This is a genomic window from Limnohabitans sp. Rim28 (assembly GCF_000293865.2).
Taxonomy (GTDB): domain Bacteria; phylum Pseudomonadota; class Gammaproteobacteria; order Burkholderiales; family Burkholderiaceae_C; genus Limnohabitans_A.
Genome location: NZ_ALKN02000006.1, coordinates 193,035 through 213,858, shown reverse-complemented (window position 1 = coordinate 213,858; position 20,824 = coordinate 193,035). Strand labels below are relative to the sequence as shown.

At 58.1% G+C, this 20,824-nt stretch carries 29 protein-coding genes and 3 tRNA genes; 27 read left to right on the top strand and 5 right to left on the bottom strand.

The annotated features are described in order from the left end of the window. The first annotated feature begins 1 nt into the window (after window position 1). From B472_RS09105 to B472_RS09005, 21 genes are all read left to right on the top strand, one after another. Complete coding sequence (locus B472_RS09105) at window positions 2-583, top strand: aminodeoxychorismate/anthranilate synthase component II (RefSeq protein WP_192877861.1); 582 nt, start codon at window positions 2-4, stop codon at window positions 581-583. Next, window positions 580-1,647, top strand: a complete 1,068-nt coding sequence (gene ltaE / locus B472_RS09100) for a low-specificity L-threonine aldolase (RefSeq protein ID WP_019426913.1) — start codon at window positions 580-582, stop codon at window positions 1,645-1,647. Before B472_RS09105 ends, ltaE begins: the two co-directional genes overlap by 4 nt. Window positions 1,648-1,673: 26 nt before the next feature. After that, window positions 1,674-2,702 carry an anthranilate phosphoribosyltransferase gene (gene trpD / locus B472_RS09095; protein ID WP_019426912.1) on the top strand — a complete coding sequence of 343 codons (1,029 nt, stop codon included), beginning with the start codon at window positions 1,674-1,676 and terminating at the stop codon, window positions 2,700-2,702. A 52-nt stretch (window positions 2,703-2,754) separates the two neighbouring features. Beyond that, window positions 2,755-3,543, top strand: coding sequence for an indole-3-glycerol phosphate synthase TrpC (gene trpC, locus B472_RS09090; RefSeq protein ID WP_019426911.1), 789 nt, complete (start codon window positions 2,755-2,757; stop codon window positions 3,541-3,543). Further along, entirely contained in the window at window positions 3,543-4,313 is a 771-nt protein-coding gene (locus B472_RS09085; RefSeq protein WP_019426910.1) for a uracil-DNA glycosylase, read from the top strand. The genes trpC and B472_RS09085 overlap by 1 nt, the downstream gene beginning before the upstream one ends. A 61-nt stretch (window positions 4,314-4,374) precedes the next feature. Beyond that, window positions 4,375-4,460: transfer RNA gene (locus B472_RS09080), tRNA-Tyr, on the top strand. Between the two features lie 85 nt (window positions 4,461-4,545). Continuing rightward, window positions 4,546-4,619 (top strand) — tRNA-Gly (locus tag B472_RS09075). 28 nt (window positions 4,620-4,647) lie between these two features. Continuing rightward, a tRNA-Thr gene (locus B472_RS09070) sits at window positions 4,648-4,722 on the top strand. A gap of 73 nt (window positions 4,723-4,795) precedes the next feature. Continuing rightward, window positions 4,796-5,986, top strand: coding sequence for an elongation factor Tu (tuf, locus tag B472_RS09065; protein ID WP_019426909.1), 1,191 nt, complete (start codon window positions 4,796-4,798; stop codon window positions 5,984-5,986). 75 nt (window positions 5,987-6,061) lie between these two features. Next, complete coding sequence (gene rpsJ, locus B472_RS09060; RefSeq protein WP_019426908.1) at window positions 6,062-6,376, top strand: 30S ribosomal protein S10; 315 nt, start codon at window positions 6,062-6,064, stop codon at window positions 6,374-6,376. A gap of 183 nt (window positions 6,377-6,559) precedes the next feature. Then, complete coding sequence (gene rplC / locus B472_RS09055; RefSeq protein ID WP_019426907.1) at window positions 6,560-7,225, top strand: 50S ribosomal protein L3; 666 nt, start codon at window positions 6,560-6,562, stop codon at window positions 7,223-7,225. Next, entirely contained in the window at window positions 7,225-7,845 is a 621-nt protein-coding gene (gene rplD / locus B472_RS09050; RefSeq protein WP_019426906.1) for a 50S ribosomal protein L4, read from the top strand. The genes rplC and rplD overlap by 1 nt, the downstream gene beginning before the upstream one ends. Then, on the top strand, window positions 7,842-8,156 hold the full coding sequence (gene rplW / locus B472_RS09045) for a 50S ribosomal protein L23 (protein ID WP_019426905.1): 315 nt from the start codon (window positions 7,842-7,844) through the stop codon (window positions 8,154-8,156). Before rplD ends, rplW begins: the two co-directional genes overlap by 4 nt. A 2-nt stretch (window positions 8,157-8,158) precedes the next feature. Further along, window positions 8,159-8,983: a 50S ribosomal protein L2 gene (gene rplB / locus B472_RS09040; RefSeq protein ID WP_019426904.1), complete on the top strand. Its 825-nt coding sequence runs from the start codon at window positions 8,159-8,161 to the stop codon at window positions 8,981-8,983. A gap of 10 nt (window positions 8,984-8,993) precedes the next feature. Then, complete coding sequence (gene rpsS / locus B472_RS09035) at window positions 8,994-9,272, top strand: 30S ribosomal protein S19 (protein WP_007847809.1); 279 nt, start codon at window positions 8,994-8,996, stop codon at window positions 9,270-9,272. Window positions 9,273-9,281: 9 nt separating this feature from the next. Beyond that, the gene (rplV, locus tag B472_RS09030; RefSeq protein ID WP_019426902.1) at window positions 9,282-9,611 is read left to right on the top strand and encodes a 50S ribosomal protein L22; all 330 of its coding nucleotides are present in this window, start codon (window positions 9,282-9,284) and stop codon (window positions 9,609-9,611) included. Between the two features lie 14 nt (window positions 9,612-9,625). Next, on the top strand, window positions 9,626-10,504 hold the full coding sequence (gene rpsC, locus B472_RS09025; RefSeq protein WP_019426901.1) for a 30S ribosomal protein S3: 879 nt from the start codon (window positions 9,626-9,628) through the stop codon (window positions 10,502-10,504). Between the two features lie 11 nt (window positions 10,505-10,515). Then, window positions 10,516-10,932, top strand: a complete 417-nt coding sequence (gene rplP, locus B472_RS09020) for a 50S ribosomal protein L16 (protein WP_019426900.1) — start codon at window positions 10,516-10,518, stop codon at window positions 10,930-10,932. A 17-nt stretch (window positions 10,933-10,949) separates the two neighbouring features. After that, window positions 10,950-11,144, top strand: coding sequence for a 50S ribosomal protein L29 (gene rpmC, locus B472_RS09015; RefSeq protein ID WP_019426899.1), 195 nt, complete (start codon window positions 10,950-10,952; stop codon window positions 11,142-11,144). A 9-nt stretch (window positions 11,145-11,153) separates the two neighbouring features. After that, a complete protein-coding gene (gene rpsQ / locus B472_RS09010) occupies window positions 11,154-11,423 on the top strand; it encodes a 30S ribosomal protein S17 (protein WP_019426898.1) in 270 nt (89 codons plus the stop codon). Window positions 11,424-11,526: 103 nt separating this feature from the next. Further along, window positions 11,527-12,033: a peroxiredoxin gene (locus B472_RS09005; protein ID WP_019426897.1), complete on the top strand. Its 507-nt coding sequence runs from the start codon at window positions 11,527-11,529 to the stop codon at window positions 12,031-12,033. 89 nt (window positions 12,034-12,122) lie between these two features. Here the strand turns inward: B472_RS09005 and B472_RS09000 are convergent, their stop codons facing one another. Continuing rightward, window positions 12,123-12,629 (bottom strand): GNAT family N-acetyltransferase, encoded by a 507-nt coding sequence (locus B472_RS09000; protein WP_019426896.1) that lies wholly within the window; start codon window positions 12,627-12,629, stop codon window positions 12,123-12,125. A gap of 33 nt (window positions 12,630-12,662) precedes the next feature. Continuing rightward, a complete protein-coding gene (locus B472_RS08995) occupies window positions 12,663-13,322 on the bottom strand; it encodes a cytochrome b/b6 domain-containing protein (RefSeq protein WP_040505934.1) in 660 nt (219 codons plus the stop codon). A 91-nt stretch (window positions 13,323-13,413) separates the two neighbouring features. On the opposite strand from B472_RS08995, the gene B472_RS08990 reads away from it, so the two are divergent. Next, on the top strand, window positions 13,414-13,866 hold the full coding sequence (locus B472_RS08990) for a cytochrome c (protein ID WP_019426894.1): 453 nt from the start codon (window positions 13,414-13,416) through the stop codon (window positions 13,864-13,866). Window positions 13,867-13,956: 90 nt separating this feature from the next. Here B472_RS08990 and B472_RS08985 read toward each other — a convergent pair whose 3' ends face one another. From B472_RS08985 to B472_RS08975, 3 genes are read right to left on the bottom strand one after another with little or no spacing between them, the layout of a single operon-like run. After that, window positions 13,957-14,478, bottom strand: coding sequence for a TlpA disulfide reductase family protein (locus B472_RS08985; protein ID WP_019426893.1), 522 nt, complete (start codon window positions 14,476-14,478; stop codon window positions 13,957-13,959). Window positions 14,479-14,516: 38 nt separating this feature from the next. Then, a complete protein-coding gene (locus B472_RS08980) occupies window positions 14,517-15,245 on the bottom strand; it encodes an alpha/beta fold hydrolase (RefSeq protein WP_019426892.1) in 729 nt (242 codons plus the stop codon). Next, window positions 15,245-16,489, bottom strand: coding sequence for a CaiB/BaiF CoA-transferase family protein (locus tag B472_RS08975; protein ID WP_019426891.1), 1,245 nt, complete (start codon window positions 16,487-16,489; stop codon window positions 15,245-15,247). Before B472_RS08975 ends, B472_RS08980 begins: the two co-directional genes overlap by 1 nt. A gap of 53 nt (window positions 16,490-16,542) precedes the next feature. Between B472_RS08975 and B472_RS08970 the strand changes: the two genes are divergently transcribed. Genes B472_RS08970 through ptsP form a run of 5 tightly spaced genes read left to right on the top strand, consistent with a single transcriptional unit; the run spans window position 16,543 to window position 20,814 of the window. Beyond that, the gene (locus tag B472_RS08970) at window positions 16,543-17,091 is read left to right on the top strand and encodes a hypothetical protein (RefSeq protein WP_026039521.1); all 549 of its coding nucleotides are present in this window, start codon (window positions 16,543-16,545) and stop codon (window positions 17,089-17,091) included. Then, complete coding sequence (locus tag B472_RS08965) at window positions 17,088-18,368, top strand: MFS transporter (RefSeq protein WP_019426889.1); 1,281 nt, start codon at window positions 17,088-17,090, stop codon at window positions 18,366-18,368. The genes B472_RS08970 and B472_RS08965 overlap by 4 nt, the downstream gene beginning before the upstream one ends. A gap of 12 nt (window positions 18,369-18,380) precedes the next feature. Next, entirely contained in the window at window positions 18,381-18,824 is a 444-nt protein-coding gene (locus B472_RS08960; RefSeq protein ID WP_019426888.1) for a PTS sugar transporter subunit IIA, read from the top strand. Next, a complete protein-coding gene (locus tag B472_RS08955; protein ID WP_019426887.1) occupies window positions 18,793-19,062 on the top strand; it encodes an HPr family phosphocarrier protein in 270 nt (89 codons plus the stop codon). The genes B472_RS08960 and B472_RS08955 overlap by 32 nt, the downstream gene beginning before the upstream one ends. A 3-nt stretch (window positions 19,063-19,065) precedes the next feature. Beyond that, window positions 19,066-20,814, top strand: coding sequence for a phosphoenolpyruvate--protein phosphotransferase (gene ptsP, locus B472_RS08950; RefSeq protein WP_019426886.1), 1,749 nt, complete (start codon window positions 19,066-19,068; stop codon window positions 20,812-20,814). The last annotated feature ends 10 nt before the right edge of the window (window positions 20,815-20,824 follow it).

The window sequence follows — 20,824 nt, the reverse complement described above, 5'->3', positions numbered from 1 at the left end:
CATGGCGAAAAAAATCAAACTCCTGATGGTCGACAACTACGACTCTTTCACCTTCAACATCGTGCAGTATTTCGGTGAGCTGGGGGCTGAAGTTGAAGTCTTTCGCAACGACGAGATCACTTTGGCGGGCATCGCTGCACGTCAGCCGGACCGTTTGGTGATCTCGCCCGGGCCGTGTTCGCCGGCTGAGGCTGGCATTTCGGTGGCAGCCATTCAACATTTTTCGGGGCAATTGCCTATTTTGGGCGTTTGCCTGGGGCACCAAAGCATTGGCGCAGCCTTCGGCGGCAAGATCGTTCGGGCGCAGGAATTGATGCACGGCAAGACCAGTGTCATCCGCACCACGCAAGACGGCGTATTCGCGGGCCTGCCCCAGCAGTTCACCGTGAACCGCTACCACTCTCTGGCCATTGAGCGGGCCACTTGCCCGCCTTGTCTGAAAGTCACCGCCTGGACCGACGACGGCGAGATCATGGGTGTGCGCCACACCGAACTGGACATCGAAGGCGTGCAGTTTCACCCAGAATCCATCTTGACCGAGCACGGCCATGCCATGCTCAAGAACTTTTTGGAGCGGCCATGATTGACCTGCGCAGCGACACCGTAACCCAGCCCACCGCCGCCATGCGGCAGGCCATGTTGAGCGCGCCTCTGGGCGACGATGTGTTTGGCGATGACCCCACGGTCAACGCTTTGCAAGAACGCATCGCGCAGATCACTGGCAAAGAAGCGGCCCTCTTCATGCCCACGGGCACGCAGAGCAACCTTTGCGCTTTGATGGCGCATTGCGACCGGGGCGACGAGTACATCGTGGGCCAAAACGCCCACACCTACCGCTACGAAGGCGGGGGGGCGGCCGTGCTGGGCAGCATCCAGCCGCAGCCCCTGGCGCAAAACAGCGTGGGCGAAATGTCGCTGGCCGACATCGCTGCAGCCATCAAACCGATGGACTGCCACTTTGCACGAACCCGCCTGCTGGCGCTGGAAAACACCTGGAACGGCCATCCCATGTCGCAGGCTTATTTGGCACAAGCCACAGCCTTGGCCCGGCAGCACGGCTTGGCTGTGCATCTGGACGGGGCACGGCTGTTCAACGCAGCCGTGGCTCAGGCCGAGGGGGATCCGGTCACGGCCAGCGTGCGCCGCATCGTGGACCACTTCGACAGCGTGTCCGTGTGCTTCAGCAAGGGCTTGGGCGCACCGGTGGGCTCCGCCTTGTGTGGCTCTCGTGAACTGATTGAAAAAGCACTTCGTTGGCGCAAGGTGTTGGGTGGCGGTATGCGCCAGTCTGGCATTTTGGCCGCTGCCGCTTTGCACGCCTTGGACCACCACATCGACCGATTGGCCGATGACCATGTTTTAGCCCAGCGGCTGGCTCAGGGCTTGCAAGGCTTGCCGGGCCTGAGCGTGCGTTCTGCGCAAACCAACATCGTGTTTGTGGACGTGGCCGATGGCCGAGGCCCTGCTTTGTTGGCCGAACTCAAGGCCCAAGGTGTTTTGGCCACAGGTTTGATCGGTCTGCGTTTTGTGACGCACCTGGATGTGGACGCTGAAGGCGTCGACTTCGCCATCGCTTGCATTCGCCGTTTCATGGCCCAGCCTTTGGCGGCCAATGGCACGGGATCATCCCCGTCAGGAATTTACTGAATACCCATCTCCACCAGGACGAAGCCATGCCCATCACCCCCCAGGAAGCGCTGCAGCGCACCATCGAGCACCGTGAAATTTTTCATGACGAAATGCTGCACATCATGCGCATGATCATGAATGGCGAGTTGTCACCTGTCATGATGGCTTCATTGCTGACAGGTTTGCGCGTTAAAAAAGAGACCATTGGCGAAATCACCGCCGCTGCGCAGGTGATGCGCGAATTTTCCACCAAGGTGCATGTGGCCGACCCCACCCACTTGGTGGACATCGTGGGCACAGGCGGAGACGGTGCCCACACCTTCAACATCTCGACTTGCGCCATGTTTGTGGCCGCTGCCGCGGGCGCCAAAACGGCCAAACACGGTGGCCGCAGCGTCAGCAGCAAATCCGGCAGCGCCGATGTGGTGGAGGCTTTGGGTGGCAACATCCATTTGTCGCCTGAGCAAATTGCCCGCTCGATTGAAGAGGTGGGCATTGGCTTCATGTTCGCGCCCAACCACCACCCTGCCATGAAAAACGTGGCGCCTGTGCGCAAGGAACTTGGCGTGCGCACGATGTTCAACATCCTGGGGCCGCTGACCAATCCCGCCAGCGCGCCCAATATTCTGATGGGCGTGTTCCACTCCGATTTGGTGGGCATTCAGGTGCGCGCCCTGCAACGTTTGGGCGCTGAACACGCGGTGGTGGTCTATGGGCGCGATGGCATGGACGAGATCAGCTTAGGTGCGACCACTTTGGTGGGCGAATTGAAAAACGGCCAGATCACCGAATACGAAATCCATCCCGAAGACTTTGGGTTGACCATGGCCAGCAACCGTGCGCTGAAGGTCGATACACCTGAGCAGTCGATGGCCATGCTGCGCAGCGTGTTGGACAATCAGCCTGGCGCGGCGCGTGACATCGTCATGATCAATGCCGGCGCAGCCTTGTATGCGGCCAATGTGGCCAGCAGCATCGCCGACGGACTCGCACGCGCCAAGATGGCCATTGAATCGGGCGCGGCCAAGGCCAAGCTGGCGCAGTTTGTGGCCTTTGGCCAGAAGACGGCTTGAGCCATTTTGAATTCCCCCCTCGGAGCCTCGGAGCTCGGACAGAAAGCAAATCATGAGTGACATCTTGGACAAAATTGTGGCGGTCAAGCGCGAAGAAGTGGCTGCTGCGCTCAGGCACAAGCCCTTGGATGTGGTCCGAGCCGATGCCGAAAGCCGTGTGTTGACCCGAGACTTTGAAGGCGCCATGCGCGCCAAGATCGCCGCTGGGCAAGCTGCCGTGATCGCAGAAATCAAAAAAGCCAGTCCTTCTAAAGGCGTTTTGCGGGCCGAGTTCATTCCGGCCGATATCGCTCAGAGCTATGCCGAATTCGGTGCAGCCTGCTTGTCGGTGTTGACCGACAAGCAATTTTTTCAGGGCAGCGTCGATTTCTTGAAGCAGGCCCGCGCCAGTTGCGACCTGCCTGTGTTGCGCAAAGACTTCATGATCGATGCCTACCAAATCTATGAAGCCCGCGCCATGGGGGCCGATGCGATTTTGCTCATTGCAGCCTGCTTGGACGATGCCCAGATGGCCGACATGGAGGCCGTAGCCCGCAGCTTGGACATGGCGGTCTTGGTCGAAGTGCATGACCGCGCCGAACTTGAGCGTGCACTGAAACTCAAAACGCGCCTTGTCGGCATCAACAACCGCAACTTGAAAACATTTGAGGTGTCATTGCAGACCACCTTGGACATGTTGCCCGATGTGCCTGCCGATCGCCTGTTGGTCACCGAAAGCGGGATTCAAACGCCCGACGATGTTCGCCGCATGCGCGAGGCCAAGGTCCATGCCTTTTTGGTGGGCGAGGCCTTCATGCGTGCGGACGAGCCGGGTGAGGCCTTGGCCAAGCTCTTTGCCTGATGCCCATCGGCGTGGCCCAGCAATCGCTGGATCTGGGGGATTCCCCCTTGGCCCCCCTGGGGGGCGATCGATTGGCCCACTGGCCGCCAGACCTCTCGGCGTTGGATGCGGGCTGGGGCCCGCTCGTGCAGGGCTTCTTGGGCAGTGAGTCTGGACGGGCTTTGTCCTCGCGCCTTCTCCAGGCTTTGTCGGCGGGGCAAACCATTTACCCCGCAGAGCCTTTCAAGGCCTTGAGCTTGACGCCCCTGGACCAAGTCCGTGTCGTCATACTGGGACAAGACCCTTACCATGGTCCGGGCCAGGCGCATGGCTTGGCTTTTTCGGTGGCACCCGGGGTGCGCATTCCCCCCAGTTTGCGCAACATCTTCAAGGAGCTTCAGCAGAGCCTTGGTGTGCCACCCTCCGCTGACGGGTCGCTGGTGCGCTGGGCCCAGCAGGGCGTTTTGCTGCTCAACACCTGTTTGACTGTGGAGGCGGGCCAGGCGGGCAGCCACGCCGGTTGGGGCTGGGAGGTGTTGACCGATGCCTTGACCACCGCTGTGGCCCAAAGCCCCAGGCCCGTCGTGTTCATGTTGTGGGGCGCCCATGCGCAAGCCAAGAAAAAAATACTGGATGCGGTCCCGGGCTCGTCAAAACATTTGATCCTTCAGGCCAATCACCCCTCGCCACTGTCGGCCATGCGCCAGCCCTTGCCATTTATAGGTTGCGGGCATTTCGCCAGCGCCCAGCTTTTTGCAGCGCAAATCGGTAGAAACGCCATCGCTTGGTGAAAAGTTCGGCGTGATCTTGCGCTCAGTCACAAAAAGATGGCATAATCTAAGACTCGCTTCTGGAGGGGTGCCCGAGTGGCTAAAGGGGGCAGACTGTAAATCTGTTGGCTTACGCCTACACTGGTTCGAATCCAGTCTCCTCCACCAGCAAACTGGCGAAAGTCGGCTTGATTGAGCAATTGGAAATGGTTCCAAGCATTGGCATCGCATCCACTCGTGCGGTGCAATCAGTGCGGGAGTAGTTTAATGGTAGAACCTTAGCCTTCCAAGCTAATGACACGGGTTCGATTCCCGTTTCCCGCTCCAATTTGCCGGTGAGTTTGTCAGAAGTTTCGCCCTTGTGGCTCAGTGGTAGAGCACTCCCTTGGTAAGGGAGAGGTCGCGGGTCCGATTCCCGCCAAGGGCACCAGTTTTGGGGCGCGCAATGCAAGTTGTGCGCCCTCTGTCTTGGTTGTTGACCACTACTTTTCGGAGTTGAAGATATGGCAAAAGAGAAATTCGAACGGACCAAACCCCACGTGAACGTGGGCACCATCGGTCACGTTGACCACGGTAAGACCACCCTGACTGCTGCCATCACGACCGTGTTGGCTCAGAAGTTCGGCGGTTCTGCCAAGGCGTACGACCAGATCGACGCTGCCCCCGAAGAAAAAGCCCGTGGTATCACGATCAACACCGCCCACGTGGAGTACGAGACGGCCAACCGTCACTACGCCCACGTGGACTGCCCTGGCCACGCTGACTATGTGAAGAACATGATCACGGGTGCTGCCCAGATGGACGGCGCCATTTTGGTGTGCTCTGCTGCTGACGGCCCTATGCCCCAGACCCGTGAGCACATCTTGTTGGCCCGTCAAGTGGGCGTGCCTTACATCATCGTGTTCCTGAACAAGTGCGACATGGTGGACGACGCTGAGTTGTTGGAACTGGTCGAGATGGAAGTGCGCGAGTTGCTGTCCAAGTACGACTTCCCAGGCGACGACACCCCGATCATCCAAGGTTCAGCCAAGCTGGCCCTCGAGGGCGACAAGGGCCCATTGGGTGAAGAAGCCATCATGAAGCTGGCCGATGCCCTTGACAACTACATCCCTACACCTGAGCGTGCAGTGGACGGCGCATTCTTGATGCCCGTGGAAGACGTGTTCTCCATCTCGGGTCGCGGCACTGTGGTGACCGGCCGTATCGAGCGCGGTATCGTCAAAGTCGGCGAAGAAATCGAAATCGTGGGTATCAAAGACACCGTCAAGACCACTTGCACGGGCGTTGAGATGTTCCGCAAGCTGCTGGACCAAGGTCAAGCCGGTGACAACGTCGGTATCTTGCTGCGCGGCACCAAGCGCGAAGACGTCGAGCGCGGCCAAGTGCTGTGCAAGCCCGGCTCGATCAAGCCGCACACCCACTTCACGGGCGAGATCTATGTTTTGTCCAAAGACGAAGGTGGCCGTCACACGCCTTTCTTCAACAACTACCGTCCTCAGTTTTACTTCCGTACGACGGACGTGACAGGCGCGATCGAATTGCCAGAAGGCAAAGAGATGGTGATGCCGGGTGACAACGTGTCGATCACTGTGAAGTTGATCAACCCCATTGCGATGGAAGAAGGCTTGCGCTTTGCCATCCGCGAAGGTGGCCGCACGGTTGGCGCTGGCGTTGTTGCCAAGATTCTTGCTTAATTCTTTTGTGGCGCAGCAGCGCAAAGGCTTCGCCTTTGCGTTGCAGCAAGCAGAAACTCACCACAAGGAATTGACATGTCATCCAAGCAAAAAATCCGCATCCGCCTGAAAGCGTTTGACTACAAACTGATCGACCAGTCCGCTGCCGAGATCGTTGACACCGCCAAGCGCACCGGCGCGATTGTCAAGGGCCCCGTGCCTTTGCCAACGCGCATGAAGCGTTTTGACATCCTGCGTTCACCGCACGTCAACAAGACCAGCCGTGATCAGCTCGAAATCCGCACGCACCAGCGTTTGATGGACATCGTGGACCCCACAGACAAGACTGTGGACGCCCTGATGAAACTCGATCTGCCCGCTGGCGTGGACGTCGAAATCAAACTGCAGTAATGCATTTTGGGGTGGTTGAAAAGCCATCCAAACACTTGAAACAAGGCCTGATTTGCCAGAAATGGCGAGTCGGGCTATAATTTCAGGCTCACCTCAATTTGGGGTGAGATTTATTAACAGTCTTTCACACACCAAACGTGGCTGCCAATTGAAGTGGGCACGGTGGAAGTTTTGGAGAAAACAATGAGTCTGAGCAACTCCCTCGGGTTGCTGGGTCGCAAGGTGGGCATGATGCGTCTGTTCACTGATGATGGGGATTCCGTTCCTGTCACAGTGCTGGATGTTTCTAACAACCGTGTATCCCAGGTCAAAACCCAAGAGAACGACGGCTATGTCGCCCTGCAGGTGACATTTGGTGCCCGTAAGGCATCGCGCGTGACCAAGCCCATCGCTGGTCACCTGGCCAAAGCCGGTGTTGAAGCCGGTGAAATCATTCAAGAATTCCGCGTGACCGCCGACACGGCCGCCCAGTACGCCGCAGGCGCTGCTGTGCCCGTGGCTGCCGTGTTCGCAGTGGGCCAAAAAGTGGACGTGCAAGGCACCTCCATCGGTAAAGGCTTCACCGGCACGATCAAGCGTCACAACTTCAAATCGCAGCGCGCATCGCACGGTAACAGCCGTTCGCACAACGTGCCCGGTTCGATTTCGATGGCCCAGGATCCTGGCCGCGTGTTCCCTGGCAAGAAAATGTCCGGCCACCGTGGTGATGTGACCTGCACCACGCAGAACCTCGCCGTTGTCCGTGTTGACGAAGCCCGTGGCCTGTTGATGGTCAAAGGTGCCATTCCTGGCTCCAAGGGTGGCTTCGTGACTGTGCGTCCCGCCATCAAAGTCAAAGGAGTGAACTGATGCAGCTCGAACTCCTGAACGACCAAGGTCAAGCCGCTTCCAAAGTGGATGCGCCCGAGACAGTCTTCGGTCGTGAATACAACGAAGCCCTGATCCACCAAATCGTGGTGGCTTATCAGGCCAATGCACGTCAAGGTACCCGCGCCCAAAAGGACCGTGAACAAGTTCACCACTCCACCAAGAAGCCTTTCAAACAAAAAGGCACTGGTCGCGCTCGTGCCGGTATGACCTCTTCGCCTTTGTGGCGTGGCGGTGGTCGGATTTTCCCGAACATGCCCGACGAAAACTTCACACAGAAGATCAACAAGAAGATGTACCGCGCTGGTATGGCTTCGATCTTCTCTCAGTTGGCCCGCGAAGGCCGTCTGGCGGTGGTGGATTCCTTCAAAGTTGAGACGCCCAAAACCAAGCAGCTCGCTGCCAAGTTCAAGGCCATGAGTCTCGACAACGTGCTGGTGATCGCCGACGAAGTCGACGAAAACCTGTACTTGGCATCGCGCAACCTGATCAACATTCTGATTGTTGAGCCGCGTTACGCCGATCCCGTGTCTTTGGTGAACTTCAAGAAAGTCCTCGTGACCAAAGGTGCCATGGACAAACTCAAGGAGATGTTTGCATGAGCGCCGTGAAGTTCGACGAAGGTCGTCTGATGTCCGTGTTGGTGGCTCCCATCGTGTCCGAAAAGGCCACCATGGTTGCTGAAAAGTCCAATGCTGTGACATTCAAAGTGCTGCAGGACGCGACCAAGCCTGAAATCAAAGCCGCCGTGGAGTTGATGTTCAAGGTTGAGGTCAAGGGCGTTTCTGTGGTGAATACCAAGGGCAAGACCAAGCGTTTTGGCAAAAACATCGGCCGTCGCGACAACATTCGCAAAGCCTATGTCACGCTGCAACCAGGTCAAGAGCTGAACCTGTCTGGGGAGGCCGCGTAATCATGGCTGTCATCAAGATCAAACCGACATCACCAGGCCGTCGTGGCGTGGTGAAAGTCACGCGTGACCACCTGCACAAAGGTGAAGGCTACGCGCCCTTGCTGGAACCCCAGCACCAAAAATCTGGCCGCAACAACAACGGTCACATCACAACACGCCACAAAGGCGGTGGTCACAAGCACCACTACCGCGTGGTCGATTTCAAGCGCAACAAAGACGCGATCCCGGCGAAAGTCGAGCGCATCGAGTACGACCCCAACCGTACTGCGCACATTGCTTTGCTGTGCTACGCCGATGGCGAGCGCCGTTACATCATTGCCCCCCGTGGCATTGAAGCCGGTGCCACCTTGATGTCGGGTGCAGAAGCCCCGATCCGTGCTGGTAACACCTTGCCGATCCGCAACATCCCCGTGGGTTCGACCATCCATTGCATCGAGCTCAAGCCCGGTGCTGGTGCTCAGATCGCTCGCTCGGCAGGTGCTTCGGCAACCTTGCTGGCTCGTGAAGGCATCTACGCTCAGGTGCGCATGCGCTCGGGTGAAGTTCGCAAGATCCACATCGAGTGCCGCGCAACCATTGGTGAAGTCGCCAACGAAGAGCACAGCCTGCGCCAGTTGGGCAAGGCCGGTGTCAAACGCTGGATGGGTATCCGCCCAACGGTCCGTGGCGTGGCCATGAACCCTGTGGATCACCCGCACGGTGGTGGCGAAGGCCGTACCGGCGAAGGCCGTCATGCAGTAGACCCGTGGGGCAACCTCACCAAGGGCTACCGTACCCGTAACAACAAGCGCACACAGGTCATGATCGTGTCGCGTCGCAAGAAGTAAGGGTTAGACAATGACACGCTCTCTCAAAAAGGGTCCATTCGTTGACCACCATTTGTTGGCCAAGGTTGAAAAAGCCGTTGCCACCAAAGATAAAAAGCCCGTCAAGACATGGTCGCGTCGCTCCATGGTTTTGCCCGATTTCATCGGCCTGACCATCGCTGTTCACAACGGCAAGCAACACGTTCCTGTTTATGTGACCGACCAAATGGTTGGCCACAAATTGGGCGAATTCGCACTGACCCGGACATTCAAGGGTCACCCTGCGGACAAAAAAGTCCAAAAGAAATAAGGAAAGACCATGGAAACACGTGCAGTCCTCCGGGGCGTCCGTTTGTCGGTCGATAAAGGCCGCTTGGTCGCCGATTTGATTCGCGGTAAAAAAGTGGATCAAGCTCTGAACATCTTGACATTCACGCAGAAAAAAGCTGCGGGCATCGTCAAGAAGGTTCTCGAGTCCGCCATCGCCAACGCTGAGCACAACGACGGCGCCGACATCGACGAGTTGAAGGTGAAAACCATCTACGTCGAGCAAGGCACCACGCTCAAGCGTTTCACTGCCCGCGCCAAAGGCCGCGGCAACCGTATCAGCAAACCCACATGCCATGTGTATGTGACGGTCGGCAACTAAGCCAGGGAAGAAACATGGGACAAAAAATCCATCCTACCGGCTTCCGTTTGGCCGTCAGCCGTAACTGGTCCAGCCGTTGGTACGCCAGCAACAAAGACTTCGCCGGCATGCTGGCCGAAGACATCAAGGTGCGTGAGTACCTAAAGGCCAAGCTCAAGAATGCAGCGGTTTCCCGCGTGCTGATCGAGCGTCCAGCCAAGAGCGCCCGCATCACCATTTTCTCGGCGCGTCCGGGCGTGGTGATCGGTAAGAAGGGCGAAGACATCGAGTTGCTCAAGAAGGAACTCGCTGTTCGCATGGGCGTGCCTGTGGCCGTCAACATCGAAGAAGTGCGCAAGCCCGAAATCGATGCCCAACTGATTGCAGACAGCATCACCCAGCAGCTCGAAAAGCGCATCATGTTCCGTCGTGCCATGAAGCGCGCCATGCAAAACGCCATGCGTCTGGGTGCCCAAGGCATCAAGATCATGTCGGCTGGCCGCTTGAACGGCATCGAAATTGCGCGTACTGAGTGGTATCGCGAAGGCCGTGTGCCCTTGCACACCCTGCGCGCTGACATCGACTACGCCACTTCAGAAGCCAAGACCACCTACGGTGTCATTGGCGTGAAGGTCTGGGTCTACAAGGGTGACACTTTGGGTCGCAACGATGCACCAGCTTTGGCTGAGCCTCGTGCCGAAGAAGAGCGCCGTCCACGTGGCCCACGCCGTGATGCCCGTCCTGGTGAGCGCCCCGCAGGCGATCGCCGTGGTGGCCCACGTCGTCCCGCAGGCACCAACACAGCACCCACCGACGGCAGCGACAAGCCTGCCGGCGCGGGTGGTGATGCCAAACCCGCCGTTAAGCGCGTACGCACAGTCGCCGCGCCAGCTGCAGCAGCTGACGGTCAATAAGGAGTAATTACATGCTGCAACCTGCTCGCAGAAAGTTCCGCAAGGAACAGAAAGGCCGCAACACCGGCGTCGCAACCCGTGGCAACACGGTGGCGTTTGGTGATTTTGGCCTCAAGTCCACAGACCGTGGTCGTTTGACGGCCCGTCAGATCGAAGCCGCACGTCGTGCGATTTCCCGTCACGTCAAACGTGGCGGCCGTATCTGGATTCGCGTGTTCCCCGATAAGCCGATTTCCACCAAGCCTGCTGAAGTGCGTATGGGTAACGGTAAAGGTAACCCCGAGTACTACGTGGCCGAAATCCAACCCGGTAAGGTGCTCTACGAAATCGTGGGCGTTCCCGAAGAGTTGGCCCGTGAAGCCTTCAAATTGGCCGCTGCCAAGCTGCCCTTGCGCACCACGTTTGTGGCACGCATGATTGGCCAATAATTCAGGAGAAATAAGAAATGAATGCTGCTGAATTGCGCCAAAAAGACATTGCTGGTGTGAAAGACGAGATCAAAGCGCTGCAAAAAGCCCACTTTGGTCTGCGTATGCAAAAAGCCACGCAACAACTCGGCAACACTGGAACGATGAGCCAGACTCGCCGTGCCATCGCCCGTGCCAAAACCATCCTTGCCCAAAAGCAAGCCGCCAAGTAAGGAGTGACCATGACGGAAGCTAAAACATCCCTCAAGCGCACCTTGATTGGCAAGGTGGTCAGCGACAAGCGCGCCAAAACCGTGACCGTGCTGGTCGAGCGTCGTGTGAAACACGCCCTCTACGGCAAGATCGTGGCCAAGTCGAGCAAGTACCATGCACACGACGAGACGGGTGAATTCCACCTCGGTGACACCATCGAGATCACGGAAAGCCGTCCGATTTCGAAGACCAAAAACTGGGTGGCCACTCGCCTGGTCCAAAAGGCTGCTGCCGTCTAAGCCCAAAAGCAAGACCTCAGCAAACTTATCGGAAACGACCCACAATAGTGGGTCGTTTTTTTTGACTTGGCCATTTGGCCTTTAAACCCCTCAGGAGATTCAGATGATCAAAGTTGGAGACAAATTGCCTGCCGTGACATTGACGGAATTTGTAGAAGTTGAAGGCAATGGTTGCAGCATTGGCCCCAACCCGGTGGATGTTGCAAAAGCGGCTGCCGGCAAAACCATCGCCATTTTTGCCTTGCCAGGTGCATTCACCCCGACTTGCTCTGCCAAGCACGTCCCCGGTTATGTCGAACACCATGACGCTTTGAAGGCCGCCGGTGTCGATGAAATCTGGTGCGTCAGCGTGAACGATGCTTTTGTGATGGGTGCCTGGGCACGCGAGCAAAAGACCGGCGCCAAAGTGCGCATGTTGGGCGACGGCAGCGCTGATTTCAGCAAAGGCACAGGATTGACTTTGGACCTGACCGCTCGTGGCATGGGCCTGCGCAGCAACCGTTATTCGATGCTGGTAAAAGACGGCGCCGTTTCTGTGTTGAACGTGGAAGGCCCCGGAAAATTTGAAGTCAGCGATGCGGCCACATTGTTGGCACAAGCCAAAGCTTGATCGGGCTTTCAATCAAAAAAAGGGACCTTGGGTCCCTTTTTTGTTGAGTGCAAGAATGGCTCAAAACACTTCAGCGTTCAGCAAAACGGTCATTCGATCTCAACTTTGAGGTAATGCGCACCCGCATAGGGGTTGTGATAGAAAGGTGGGATCTCTTCAAATCCAAGGTCTTCATAGAGCGCACGGGCTGACTCCATGTCGTCCAAAGTGTCGAGCAGAACGCAGCTGTAGTCGGCATGCCGAGCGGCATCCAAAATGGCTTCGGTCAACAAACGACCAAGACCTTGGCCGCGAAAAGCAGGGCGAACATACAAGCGCTTCATCTCGGCCGCATTGGCGTAGTCCGAGCTATCAAGGGGGCGCAAAGCACAACAACCCGCAGGTTCACCATCGACAAAAGCCAACACCAAGGCACCGCGCGGCGATGTGTAATCGCCTGGCAGTTCAGCCAGCTCTTTCTCAAAATCTTGAAAAGCCAAATCCACTTGGAGAGAAGCGGCATAGTCCACGAAAAGGGCCCGGGTCTGCACCCAGTCCTGTGGGGACGCTGGCGGACGCAGCAAAATGGAAGGCAATTCAGAAGGCAAGGGCTTCATCCAAAGTCAAAAAATGACAGTGTAAAGCCGATTTCAAGGCCTGATGGTGACCAGAAAATAGACGGCTAAAGCAGACAAGACCAATAGCGCAAGTGCCAAGAGCCGCTGCGCAACGTGGTCTTTCGATGGGGTGACGGGTTCAGGCAAGGACTTGTCGCCATGCAGCATGGCGGGCACCAAGAAGACCTTCTTTTTGAAGTGGTACCAAGCCACTGCTGACAGGTGCAAAATCACCAAGGCCAACACCAGCGATTGGCCCCAGTCTTTGTGCCAAGACGTGGCCCATGACACCCAGCGTCCAGAGGCCAAAAAAGACAATGGACCGACATTCGCAATCTCATCATCGCTGATCAATCCAGTGCCCACTTGCAGGGTCAAAACCAGCATCAAGAAAATGACAGACCATGAACCCAAGGGGTTGTGTCCTGCCCAAAGAAGCAGGGAGCGACCTTGTAAATACGCCGCCACAGAAGCTGGGCGAAGGGGAAACTGAGCCCAGCGAGACCAATGGCCGCCCACCAAGCCCCAAGCCAATCTGAAAAGCAAAAGCGTCAAAACTGCGAAACCAAAACGGAAATGCCAAACCATGGCATTGCCGCCCAACTCGGCCGAGACAAACAAGCCCAACACACACAGGGCCAGAGCCCCATGGAAAAGGCGTGTGGGCAAATCCCAAATGCGGACAGTGACCATGGACACTTTCAAAGGTGCAAAGAGGAAGGAATTATGCGAGACTGCGTCAGCATAAACCTTATGCAGCCGTTTCAACTGATCGGAGTCAAACATGAAACACACATTGAGCATCATTGGCACATTGCTGGCCATCACCATGGCCGTTCCAGCACAGGCGCAGTTTGCCAAGCCTGAGGACGCCATCAAATACCGCAAAGCCAGCTTCAACGTGATGGCGGCGCACTTCGGCCGCGTGGGCGCCATGGCCAATGGCCGGATCCCCTTCGATGCCAAGATGGCTCAGGAGAACGCCGAAATCGCCGCTGTCATGGCCAAACTGCCATGGGCGGCATTTGGTGAAGGCACAGACAAAGGCGACACACGCGCCAAGCCTGAAATCTGGAAAGAAGCGGCCAAATACAAAGAAGCTTCAGACAAGATGCAAGCCGAAATGGCCAAGCTCAACACCGCCGCTAAAGCAGGCAACATCGACGCGCTCAAAGTCGCATTTGGCCCCGCTGCTGCATCGTGCAAGGCCTGTCACGACGTATTCCGCAAGGACTGACAGCGTTCAAAGGCTCGGGTGCGGCTCAAAAAGGGCTCATAAGCCATCCCTGGGCCATGCCAAGCGAGACAGCCGCCTCGGCGAACTGCATCAAGATTCGGCCAACAATTTGTCGATGAGTTGATGCAGCTCGACAAAGTCGGGTGTACCGACAAAACGCTTGACGATCTGGCCACGCTTGTTCACCAAAAAGGTGGTCGGCGTGAGCTTCACATCGCCCCAGGCACGAGCTACCGCACCGGTGTTGTCAATGGCCACCTTGAAGGGCAACTGCCGTGATTGTGCAAAGTTCACCACATAGCTCGGTGGGTCGTAGCTCATGGCCACAGCCACGGTGTCGAAACCTCGAGATTTGAATTTTTCGTGGGTTGCGATCAGATCGGGCATTTCGGCCACGCACGAGGTGCAACTGGTGGCCCAGAAGTTGATCAATGCCACTTGACCTTGCAGCTGCTGCGAGCTGAGGGTGGAGCCATCGAGCAACACGAAAGAAGATTCAGGGGCGCGTTCTGCCGCGCACCCCCACAGCACCCAACTCAAACCCAAAGCGCCCAATCCGTTGAGTAAGCGGCGGTACAAAGGGGTGCAAGCGCGCAAGCTGATCGTTCTCATGGATGAAAGTTTAAACCGTTAGGCCTGTCTGTGGTCCGTCAAAGGACCGACAACAGGTGTGCCAAAAGGCCTTCCGGGTCGCTGATCATCGGGTCGTGTCCGGTCGTCATGTTCACAACATGTGAGCCCGGAAGCCAAGCACCCTCCCAGAATTTTGGATCCACCATGCGTTGCCGGCTGACATCGATGGTGCCTAAAGGGGGCATGGTGCAGTTGATGAAGGTGCGCGGTACGCTGGCGACACGCTGGGGATCAAACGCCAGCGCTTGGGTGTAGGGGCCACCGGGGTGAGGCGTTTGACGCCGCATCACCCAGGCGTGGTCGTCAGCGCTCAGGCCAAACACGGAAGGGTCGGGTGCAGGGAAAGCATGCAAAGGATCGGCAAGAGCTGCCGCTATGCGGGCATTGCGCGTGGCGCTGGCGTGGGTGCTGCTCCAGCTTTCGCCGGGCTTGGGCAACACCGCATCAACGTAAACCAGATGGCGCAGGCGCTCAGGTCGGCGGTCTGCCACGGCGGTGCCCAGCATGCCAGCATACGAGTGAACCACCAACACCAGGTCATTCAGCTCTTCGGCGTCCATGGCTGCCATCACGTCTGTGATGTGACTCTCAAGATCGATGCCCGGGTGCAGCAAATGCGCTCGTTCGCCCACCCCGGTGAGGGTGACCGCGTGGGCGCGGTGCCCAGCGGTCATCAGACCCGGTAAGACACGTTGCCAACACCAAGCCCCGTGCCAAGCACCATGCACCAATAAAAAGTTCGCCATCAAATGACCCCTTTGCCGCGCAGCGCACCTTGCCGTTCAGCGTCCCAACCCAAAACTTCTTGCAAGACCTCTGCGGTGTGTTGGCCCAGCATGGGCGGTGGAAAGTCTTGACGAACGGGGGTGAGGCTCATCTTGATGGGGCTGGCCACCAACTGAAGATTGTTTTTGACAGGGTGTTGCCATGTCTGAACCATGTCGCGCGCCTGAATTTGGGGGTCAACAAATACCTCACCCAGGGTGTTGATGGCGCCGCAGGGCACTTTGGCCGCTTCCAGGGCCGCCAGCCAATCGGCTTTGGTGCGGGTTTTCATGATGCCCTCCAGCAAGGGCACCAACACGTCGCGGTGTCGCACGCGCTCGGTGTTGAGGGCATAGCGCGGGTCTTTGGCCAAATCTGGCTGACCTGCTACAGCGCAAAACTTGGCGAACTGACCGTCGTTGCCCACAGCCAAAATCAAATGGTCGCGACCACCTGGTGGCGCATCGGCAGGTGGCATCACTTCAAACACTTGGTAGGGCACGATGTTTTGGTGTGCATTGCCAGCTCGGCCTGGCACTTTGCCGCTGACCAGGTAGTTGGAGCCCAAATTGGCCAGCATGGCGACCTGGGTGTCCAGCAAGGCCATGTCGACTTGTTGGCCTTGGCCTGTGCGCTCGACGTGCCGAAGCGCTGCCAAGATGGCCACGGTGGCATACATGCCGGTGAACAAATCGGCCACCGCGACACCCACTTTTTGGGGGCCGCCGCCCAGATCGTCTCGCTCACCCGTGACGCTCATCAGGCCACCGATGCCTTGCACCGCATAGTCGTAACCTGCCCGTTCACTGTAAGGCCCGGTTTGGCCAAACCCGGTCACACTGCAATACACCAGCTTGGGGTTCAAGGCGCTCATGCTGGCATAGTCCAAACCATACCGGGCCATGTCGCCCACCTTGAAGTTTTCTACAAAGACATCGCAATGGCGAACCAGTTCGCGGATCAGGGCTTGCCCCTCAGGCTGGGCGATGTCACAGGTCACCGAACGCTTGTTGCGGTTGGCGCCCAAGTAATAGGCCGCTTCGGCCGTGTCCCGGCCTTGTGCATCTTTCAAAAAAGGTGGACCCCAGGTGCGGGTGTCATCGCCCGAGCCGGGTCGCTCGATCTTGATCACATCGGCCCCCAAGTCGGCCAAAGTTTGGGTACACCAAGGGCCCGCAAGGACGCGGGACAGGTCGAGAACGCGGATGCCATCAAGTGAATTCATGGGTCCCATTGTCGCCAAAAGACGATACCGCCGCTGATCACGATAATCACCCTATGCGAAAACATTCACCGGCCCGAATGGCCACCTTGGCATTGACCTTGATTTTGAGCGCCTGCAGTCCTGCGCAAAACTGGCGGGACATTGCTTTTGAAGGGAGCACGCTCAAGGCGCAGTTGCCCTGCAAACCCGACCGGACCACGCGCACGGTTCCCCTCGGAGGCTTGTCGGTGGACCTGCAGGTGGCCGGCTGCGAAAGCGGAACGGCCATGGTGGCCGTGATGACTGCGGCATTGCCTGCTGGCTCCGATGCCGTGGCCGTGTTGTCAGGCTGGCAAAAAGCCACGCTGGACAACGCCCGTGTGAACCCAGCTTCGACAATGGGACAACAACAGGTCTGGCACCGTCCGGGTCATTTGCCCCTCACATCCTCGCAACGTGTCCAGGCGATGGGGCTCAAAAACAAGGGTGAACCCGTGGCCATGGATGCCGTTTGGGGCGCAGTGACTGAGGGAGAGCGGCTGCGCGTGGTTCATGCCGTGGTGTATGACCGAAAAATTCAGCCTGAGATGGCCAACACTTTGTTTGAAAGCATCAAGCCATGAGCGCCGTCAACATGCCCTTGCCGCCCATGCCGCACCCCGACCATTTGCCACGCCGCATGGCGGTGGTGGTGTTTTTGGCTTTTGCCCTGGCGTACTTTTTCTCGGCCTTGGTGCGGGCCATCACGGCCACCTTGTCTCCGACCCTGACCACCGAATTCAATCTGAGTGCGCAAGACCTCGGTCTGTTGGCGGGGGGGTATTTTTTGGGTTTTTCTCTGACCCAACTGCCCTTGGGGCGCTGGTTGGACCGACATGGCCCCAAAAAAGTCATTCTCGCTTTCTTGAGCTTTGCGGTGCTGGGTTGTTTGGCTTTTTCCTGGGCCGACAACTTTCATGGCCTGTTGGCCGCGCGCGTGTTGTGTGGCATGGGCGTCAGTGCTTGCCTGATGGCCCCATTGACGGCCTACCGTCGCTGGTTTGATGTCAGCACCCAGCTGCGCACCAACTCGTGGATGCTGATGACGGGCTCTTTGGGCATGTTGGCTGCGACATTGCCTGTGCAGTGGCTCATGCCCATCTGGGGCTGGCGCGCGCTGTTTGTCATGCTGGGCGTGATGATCGCCATGGCCATGCTGCTGATTGCCCTGCTGGTGCCGGTTTGGCAAAAAGCCACCCCCACGGCCGACACCCCCAAAGCCCCGGCCGACGACGACGGTAGTTACCGCGAGATCTGGCGCAGCGCTTATTTTTGGCGCATGGCACCCATCGGATTTTTCAGCTATGGCGGCATGGTGGCCATTCAGACTTTGTGGGCGGGTCCCTGGATGACCCAGGTGGCCGGCTGGAGCGCGACCGAGGCAGCGTCCGGCTTGTTCCTGATCAACTTGGCCATGCTGGTGACATTTTGGTTGTGGGGCCTGATCACCCCAGGCTTAGCACGCCGCGGCATCCCGGTTGAGCGTTTGATTGCTTGGGGTTTGCCGCTCAGCTTTGCCGTCATCGGCACTTTGGTTTGGCTGGGTGCCGCCATCGGGTCGGCTGCGGCTGTGGGCATGGCTTTGTTGTGCGTCAGCAGCACTTTTGTGGCTTTGGCGCAACCAGCCGTGGGCATGGCTTTCCCATCTCATTTGGCGGGACGGGCTTTGTCGGCCTACAACCTGGTGATCTTTGCAGGCATCTTTGTGGTGCAGTGGGGCATTGGTTTGTTGGTGGACGCCGGGCGAGGCCTGGGCTTGGCCAATGTGCAGGCCTACCAAATGGCTTTGGGCTGTTTTGGCCTCAGCTCCATCGCTTCATGGGTGTTTTTCATGCTTAAAAATTCGTCCCAAGGTCGATAAACTGTCTCCATCATGATTGGTATCCTCATCATCGCCCACGCCCCATTGGCCAGCGCTTTGCGCGAATGTGCCTTGCACGTTTTTCCAGACTGTGTGGACGGTGTGCAGGCGCTGGACATCCAGCCCGAAGACGCACCTGAAGACAGCTTGTTGCGAGCCCGTGCCTTGCTGGCCGCCATGGCTACGCCCGAAGTCTTGTTGCTCAGTGACGTCTTTGGCGCCACACCCTGCAATGTGGCCCAGCAGTTGGGCGATGGCCTGAACACCCGTTTGGTGGCGGGCGCCAACTTGCCCATGTTGCTGCGCAGTGTGTGTTATCGGCATGAAGGCCTTGAAGCGCTGGCCGCACGCGCCCACGCCGGTGGCACACAAGGCGTGATGCCTGTGGGCAGCACCGCACCCCAAAACCAAAACGGACAGAGACATGCCCCAAGCCAACGTGACCATCAGCAATAAACTGGGTTTGCACGCCCGTGCGTCCGCCAAACTGACCAAACTGGCGGGCAGTTTTCCGTGCGAGGTTTGGCTCAGCAAAGGCGAGCGCCGTATCAATGCCAAAAGCATCATGGGCGTCATGATGTTGGCAGCCGGCTTGGGCAGCGAGGTGGTGGTCGAAACGATCGGTGAGCGCAGCGATGAAGCGCTTTCGGCCTTGCTGGCCCTGATCAACGATAAATTTGGCGAAGGCGAGTAAGCCATGACCTTCAGCATCCATGGTTTGGCGGTGGCGCGTGGCATCGCTATTGGGCGCGCTGTTTTGGTGGCCTCCAGCCGGGTCGATGTGGCGCATTATTTTGTGAGCCCCGAACAAGTGGGTGCCGAAATCATGCGTTTGCGCGTAGCCCGCGATGCCGTGGTCGATGAGCTGCAGCGACTGCAAAAAGCCATGCCCAAAGACGCGCCGCATGAACTCGTGGCGCTGTTGGATGTGCACCTGATGCTGCTGCAAGACGAAGAGCTGACTTCGGGTGTGGTGCATTGGATCAAGACGCGCCTCTACAACGCAGAGTGGGCACTGACCAGCCAGTTGGAAATCATCGTTCGCCAGTTTGAGGAGATGGAAGACCCCTATTTGCGCGAACGCAAAGCCGACATGGAGCAAGTGGGAGAGCGGGTGCTGCATTGCCTCAAAGGCACGGGGCCGCTGGTGGCGCAAGCCAAACGGCCTCAGCGCCCCCAACAAGAACTTCAATTGGGCGACACCGATGTGCCTCTGGTGTTGGTGGCGCACGACCTGTCGCCCGCCGACATGTTGCAATTCAAGCAAAGTGTTTTCACCGGCTTTGTGACCGATGTGGGTGGTAAAACTTCGCACACTGCGATCGTGGCCCGCAGCTTGGGCATTCCGGCGGTAGTGGGTGCTCGCACTGCGAGCCAGCTTGTCAAACAAGACGACTGGGTGATCATTGACGGGGATGCGGGCGTGGTCATCGTTGACCCTTCGCCCATCATCCTGGCCGACTATGGTTTCAAGCAACGCCAGGGCGACCTGGAACGCGAGCGTTTGGTGCGCCTGAGGCACACGCCGTCGGTTTCCTTGGACGGACAAAAGATCGAGTTGTTGGCGAACATCGAAATGCCCGAAGACACCCAAGCGGCCATCTCCGCCGGGGCTGTGGGTGTGGGTTTGTTTCGCAGCGAATTTTTATTCATGGGTCGGCAAGGTCACCTGCCCGATGAAGAGGAGCAATACCAAGCCTATCGACGAGCGGTCGATGGTATGAACGGTTTGCCAGTCACCATCCGAACGGTGGACGTTGGGGCCGACAAGCCGCTGGACGAGACCCGCCACGACGCGGCTCACCTGAATCCGGCGCTGGGCCTGCGCGCCATACGCTGGAGTCTGGCTGACCCCGCCATGTTCCTCACCCAGCTGCGCGCCATCTTGCGCGCTGCAGCGCATGGGCAAGTGCACCTGCTCATTCCCATGCTGGCGCATGGCAGCGAGATTCGCCAGACCCTGGCCCTGATCGACCAGGCCAGGCACGAGTTGGACCGCCGAGGCGCAGCCCATGGCCCGGTCAAGCTGGGCGCGATGATCGAGATTCCTGCGGCCGCGTTATCGCTGCGCTTGTTCCTCAAACACTTCGACTTTTTGTCGATCGGAACCAACGACCTGATCCAGTACACCCTGGCCATTGACCGGGCCGATGAGTCGGTGGCGCACCTGTACGACCCCTTGCACCCGGCGGTGCTGCGTTTGATTGCAGACACCATCGCCGAATGTCACCGGCAAGGCAAGGGCGTGTCGGTGTGCGGTGAGATGGCGGGCGATGTGACCATGACCCGTTTGCTGCTGGGCCTGGGTTTGCGCAGTTTTTCGATGCACCCCTCGCAGATTTTGGCGGTCAAACAGCAGGTGCTGCGGTCTGATTGCGCCAAGCTGGTCTCTTGGGCTGGCCAGGTGCTGGACAGCGAAGATCCCGCGCTCAGCATGAACGCATAGCCTCCATCAG

Coding starts and splice junctions, on each gene's coding strand:
- B472_RS09085 (WP_019426910.1), top strand. CDS start 3,543: ATGCCCATCGGCGTGGCCCAGCAATCGCTGGATCTGGGGGATTCCCCC.
- rplD (WP_019426906.1), top strand. CDS start 7,225: ATGCAGCTCGAACTCCTGAACGACCAAGGTCAAGCCGCTTCCAAAGTG.
- rpsQ (WP_019426898.1), top strand. CDS start 11,154: ATGACGGAAGCTAAAACATCCCTCAAGCGCACCTTGATTGGCAAGGTG.
- rpsJ (WP_019426908.1), top strand. CDS start 6,062: ATGTCATCCAAGCAAAAAATCCGCATCCGCCTGAAAGCGTTTGACTAC.
- B472_RS08980 (WP_019426892.1), bottom strand. CDS start 15,245: ATGGCGAACTTTTTATTGGTGCATGGTGCTTGGCACGGGGCTTGGTGT.
- B472_RS08990 (WP_019426894.1), top strand. CDS start 13,414: ATGAAACACACATTGAGCATCATTGGCACATTGCTGGCCATCACCATG.
- rplV (WP_019426902.1), top strand. CDS start 9,282: ATGGAAACACGTGCAGTCCTCCGGGGCGTCCGTTTGTCGGTCGATAAA.
- ptsP (WP_019426886.1), top strand. CDS start 19,066: ATGACCTTCAGCATCCATGGTTTGGCGGTGGCGCGTGGCATCGCTATT.
- rpsC (WP_019426901.1), top strand. CDS start 9,626: ATGGGACAAAAAATCCATCCTACCGGCTTCCGTTTGGCCGTCAGCCGT.
- rpsS (WP_007847809.1), top strand. CDS start 8,994: ATGACACGCTCTCTCAAAAAGGGTCCATTCGTTGACCACCATTTGTTG.
- trpD (WP_019426912.1), top strand. CDS start 1,674: ATGCCCATCACCCCCCAGGAAGCGCTGCAGCGCACCATCGAGCACCGT.
- B472_RS09000 (WP_019426896.1), bottom strand. CDS start 12,629: ATGAAGCCCTTGCCTTCTGAATTGCCTTCCATTTTGCTGCGTCCGCCA.
- B472_RS08985 (WP_019426893.1), bottom strand. CDS start 14,478: ATGAGAACGATCAGCTTGCGCGCTTGCACCCCTTTGTACCGCCGCTTA.
- ltaE (WP_019426913.1), top strand. CDS start 580: ATGATTGACCTGCGCAGCGACACCGTAACCCAGCCCACCGCCGCCATG.
- rpmC (WP_019426899.1), top strand. CDS start 10,950: ATGAATGCTGCTGAATTGCGCCAAAAAGACATTGCTGGTGTGAAAGAC.
- rplB (WP_019426904.1), top strand. CDS start 8,159: ATGGCTGTCATCAAGATCAAACCGACATCACCAGGCCGTCGTGGCGTG.
- trpC (WP_019426911.1), top strand. CDS start 2,755: ATGAGTGACATCTTGGACAAAATTGTGGCGGTCAAGCGCGAAGAAGTG.
- rplW (WP_019426905.1), top strand. CDS start 7,842: ATGAGCGCCGTGAAGTTCGACGAAGGTCGTCTGATGTCCGTGTTGGTG.
- B472_RS08970 (WP_026039521.1), top strand. CDS start 16,543: ATGCGAAAACATTCACCGGCCCGAATGGCCACCTTGGCATTGACCTTG.
- B472_RS08955 (WP_019426887.1), top strand. CDS start 18,793: ATGCCCCAAGCCAACGTGACCATCAGCAATAAACTGGGTTTGCACGCC.
- B472_RS09105 (WP_192877861.1), top strand. CDS start 2: ATGGCGAAAAAAATCAAACTCCTGATGGTCGACAACTACGACTCTTTC.
- B472_RS09005 (WP_019426897.1), top strand. CDS start 11,527: ATGATCAAAGTTGGAGACAAATTGCCTGCCGTGACATTGACGGAATTT.
- B472_RS08960 (WP_019426888.1), top strand. CDS start 18,381: ATGATTGGTATCCTCATCATCGCCCACGCCCCATTGGCCAGCGCTTTG.
- B472_RS08995 (WP_040505934.1), bottom strand. CDS start 13,322: ATGGTCACTGTCCGCATTTGGGATTTGCCCACACGCCTTTTCCATGGG.
- tuf (WP_019426909.1), top strand. CDS start 4,796: ATGGCAAAAGAGAAATTCGAACGGACCAAACCCCACGTGAACGTGGGC.
- B472_RS08975 (WP_019426891.1), bottom strand. CDS start 16,489: ATGAATTCACTTGATGGCATCCGCGTTCTCGACCTGTCCCGCGTCCTT.
- rplC (WP_019426907.1), top strand. CDS start 6,560: ATGAGTCTGAGCAACTCCCTCGGGTTGCTGGGTCGCAAGGTGGGCATG.
- B472_RS08965 (WP_019426889.1), top strand. CDS start 17,088: ATGAGCGCCGTCAACATGCCCTTGCCGCCCATGCCGCACCCCGACCAT.
- rplP (WP_019426900.1), top strand. CDS start 10,516: ATGCTGCAACCTGCTCGCAGAAAGTTCCGCAAGGAACAGAAAGGCCGC.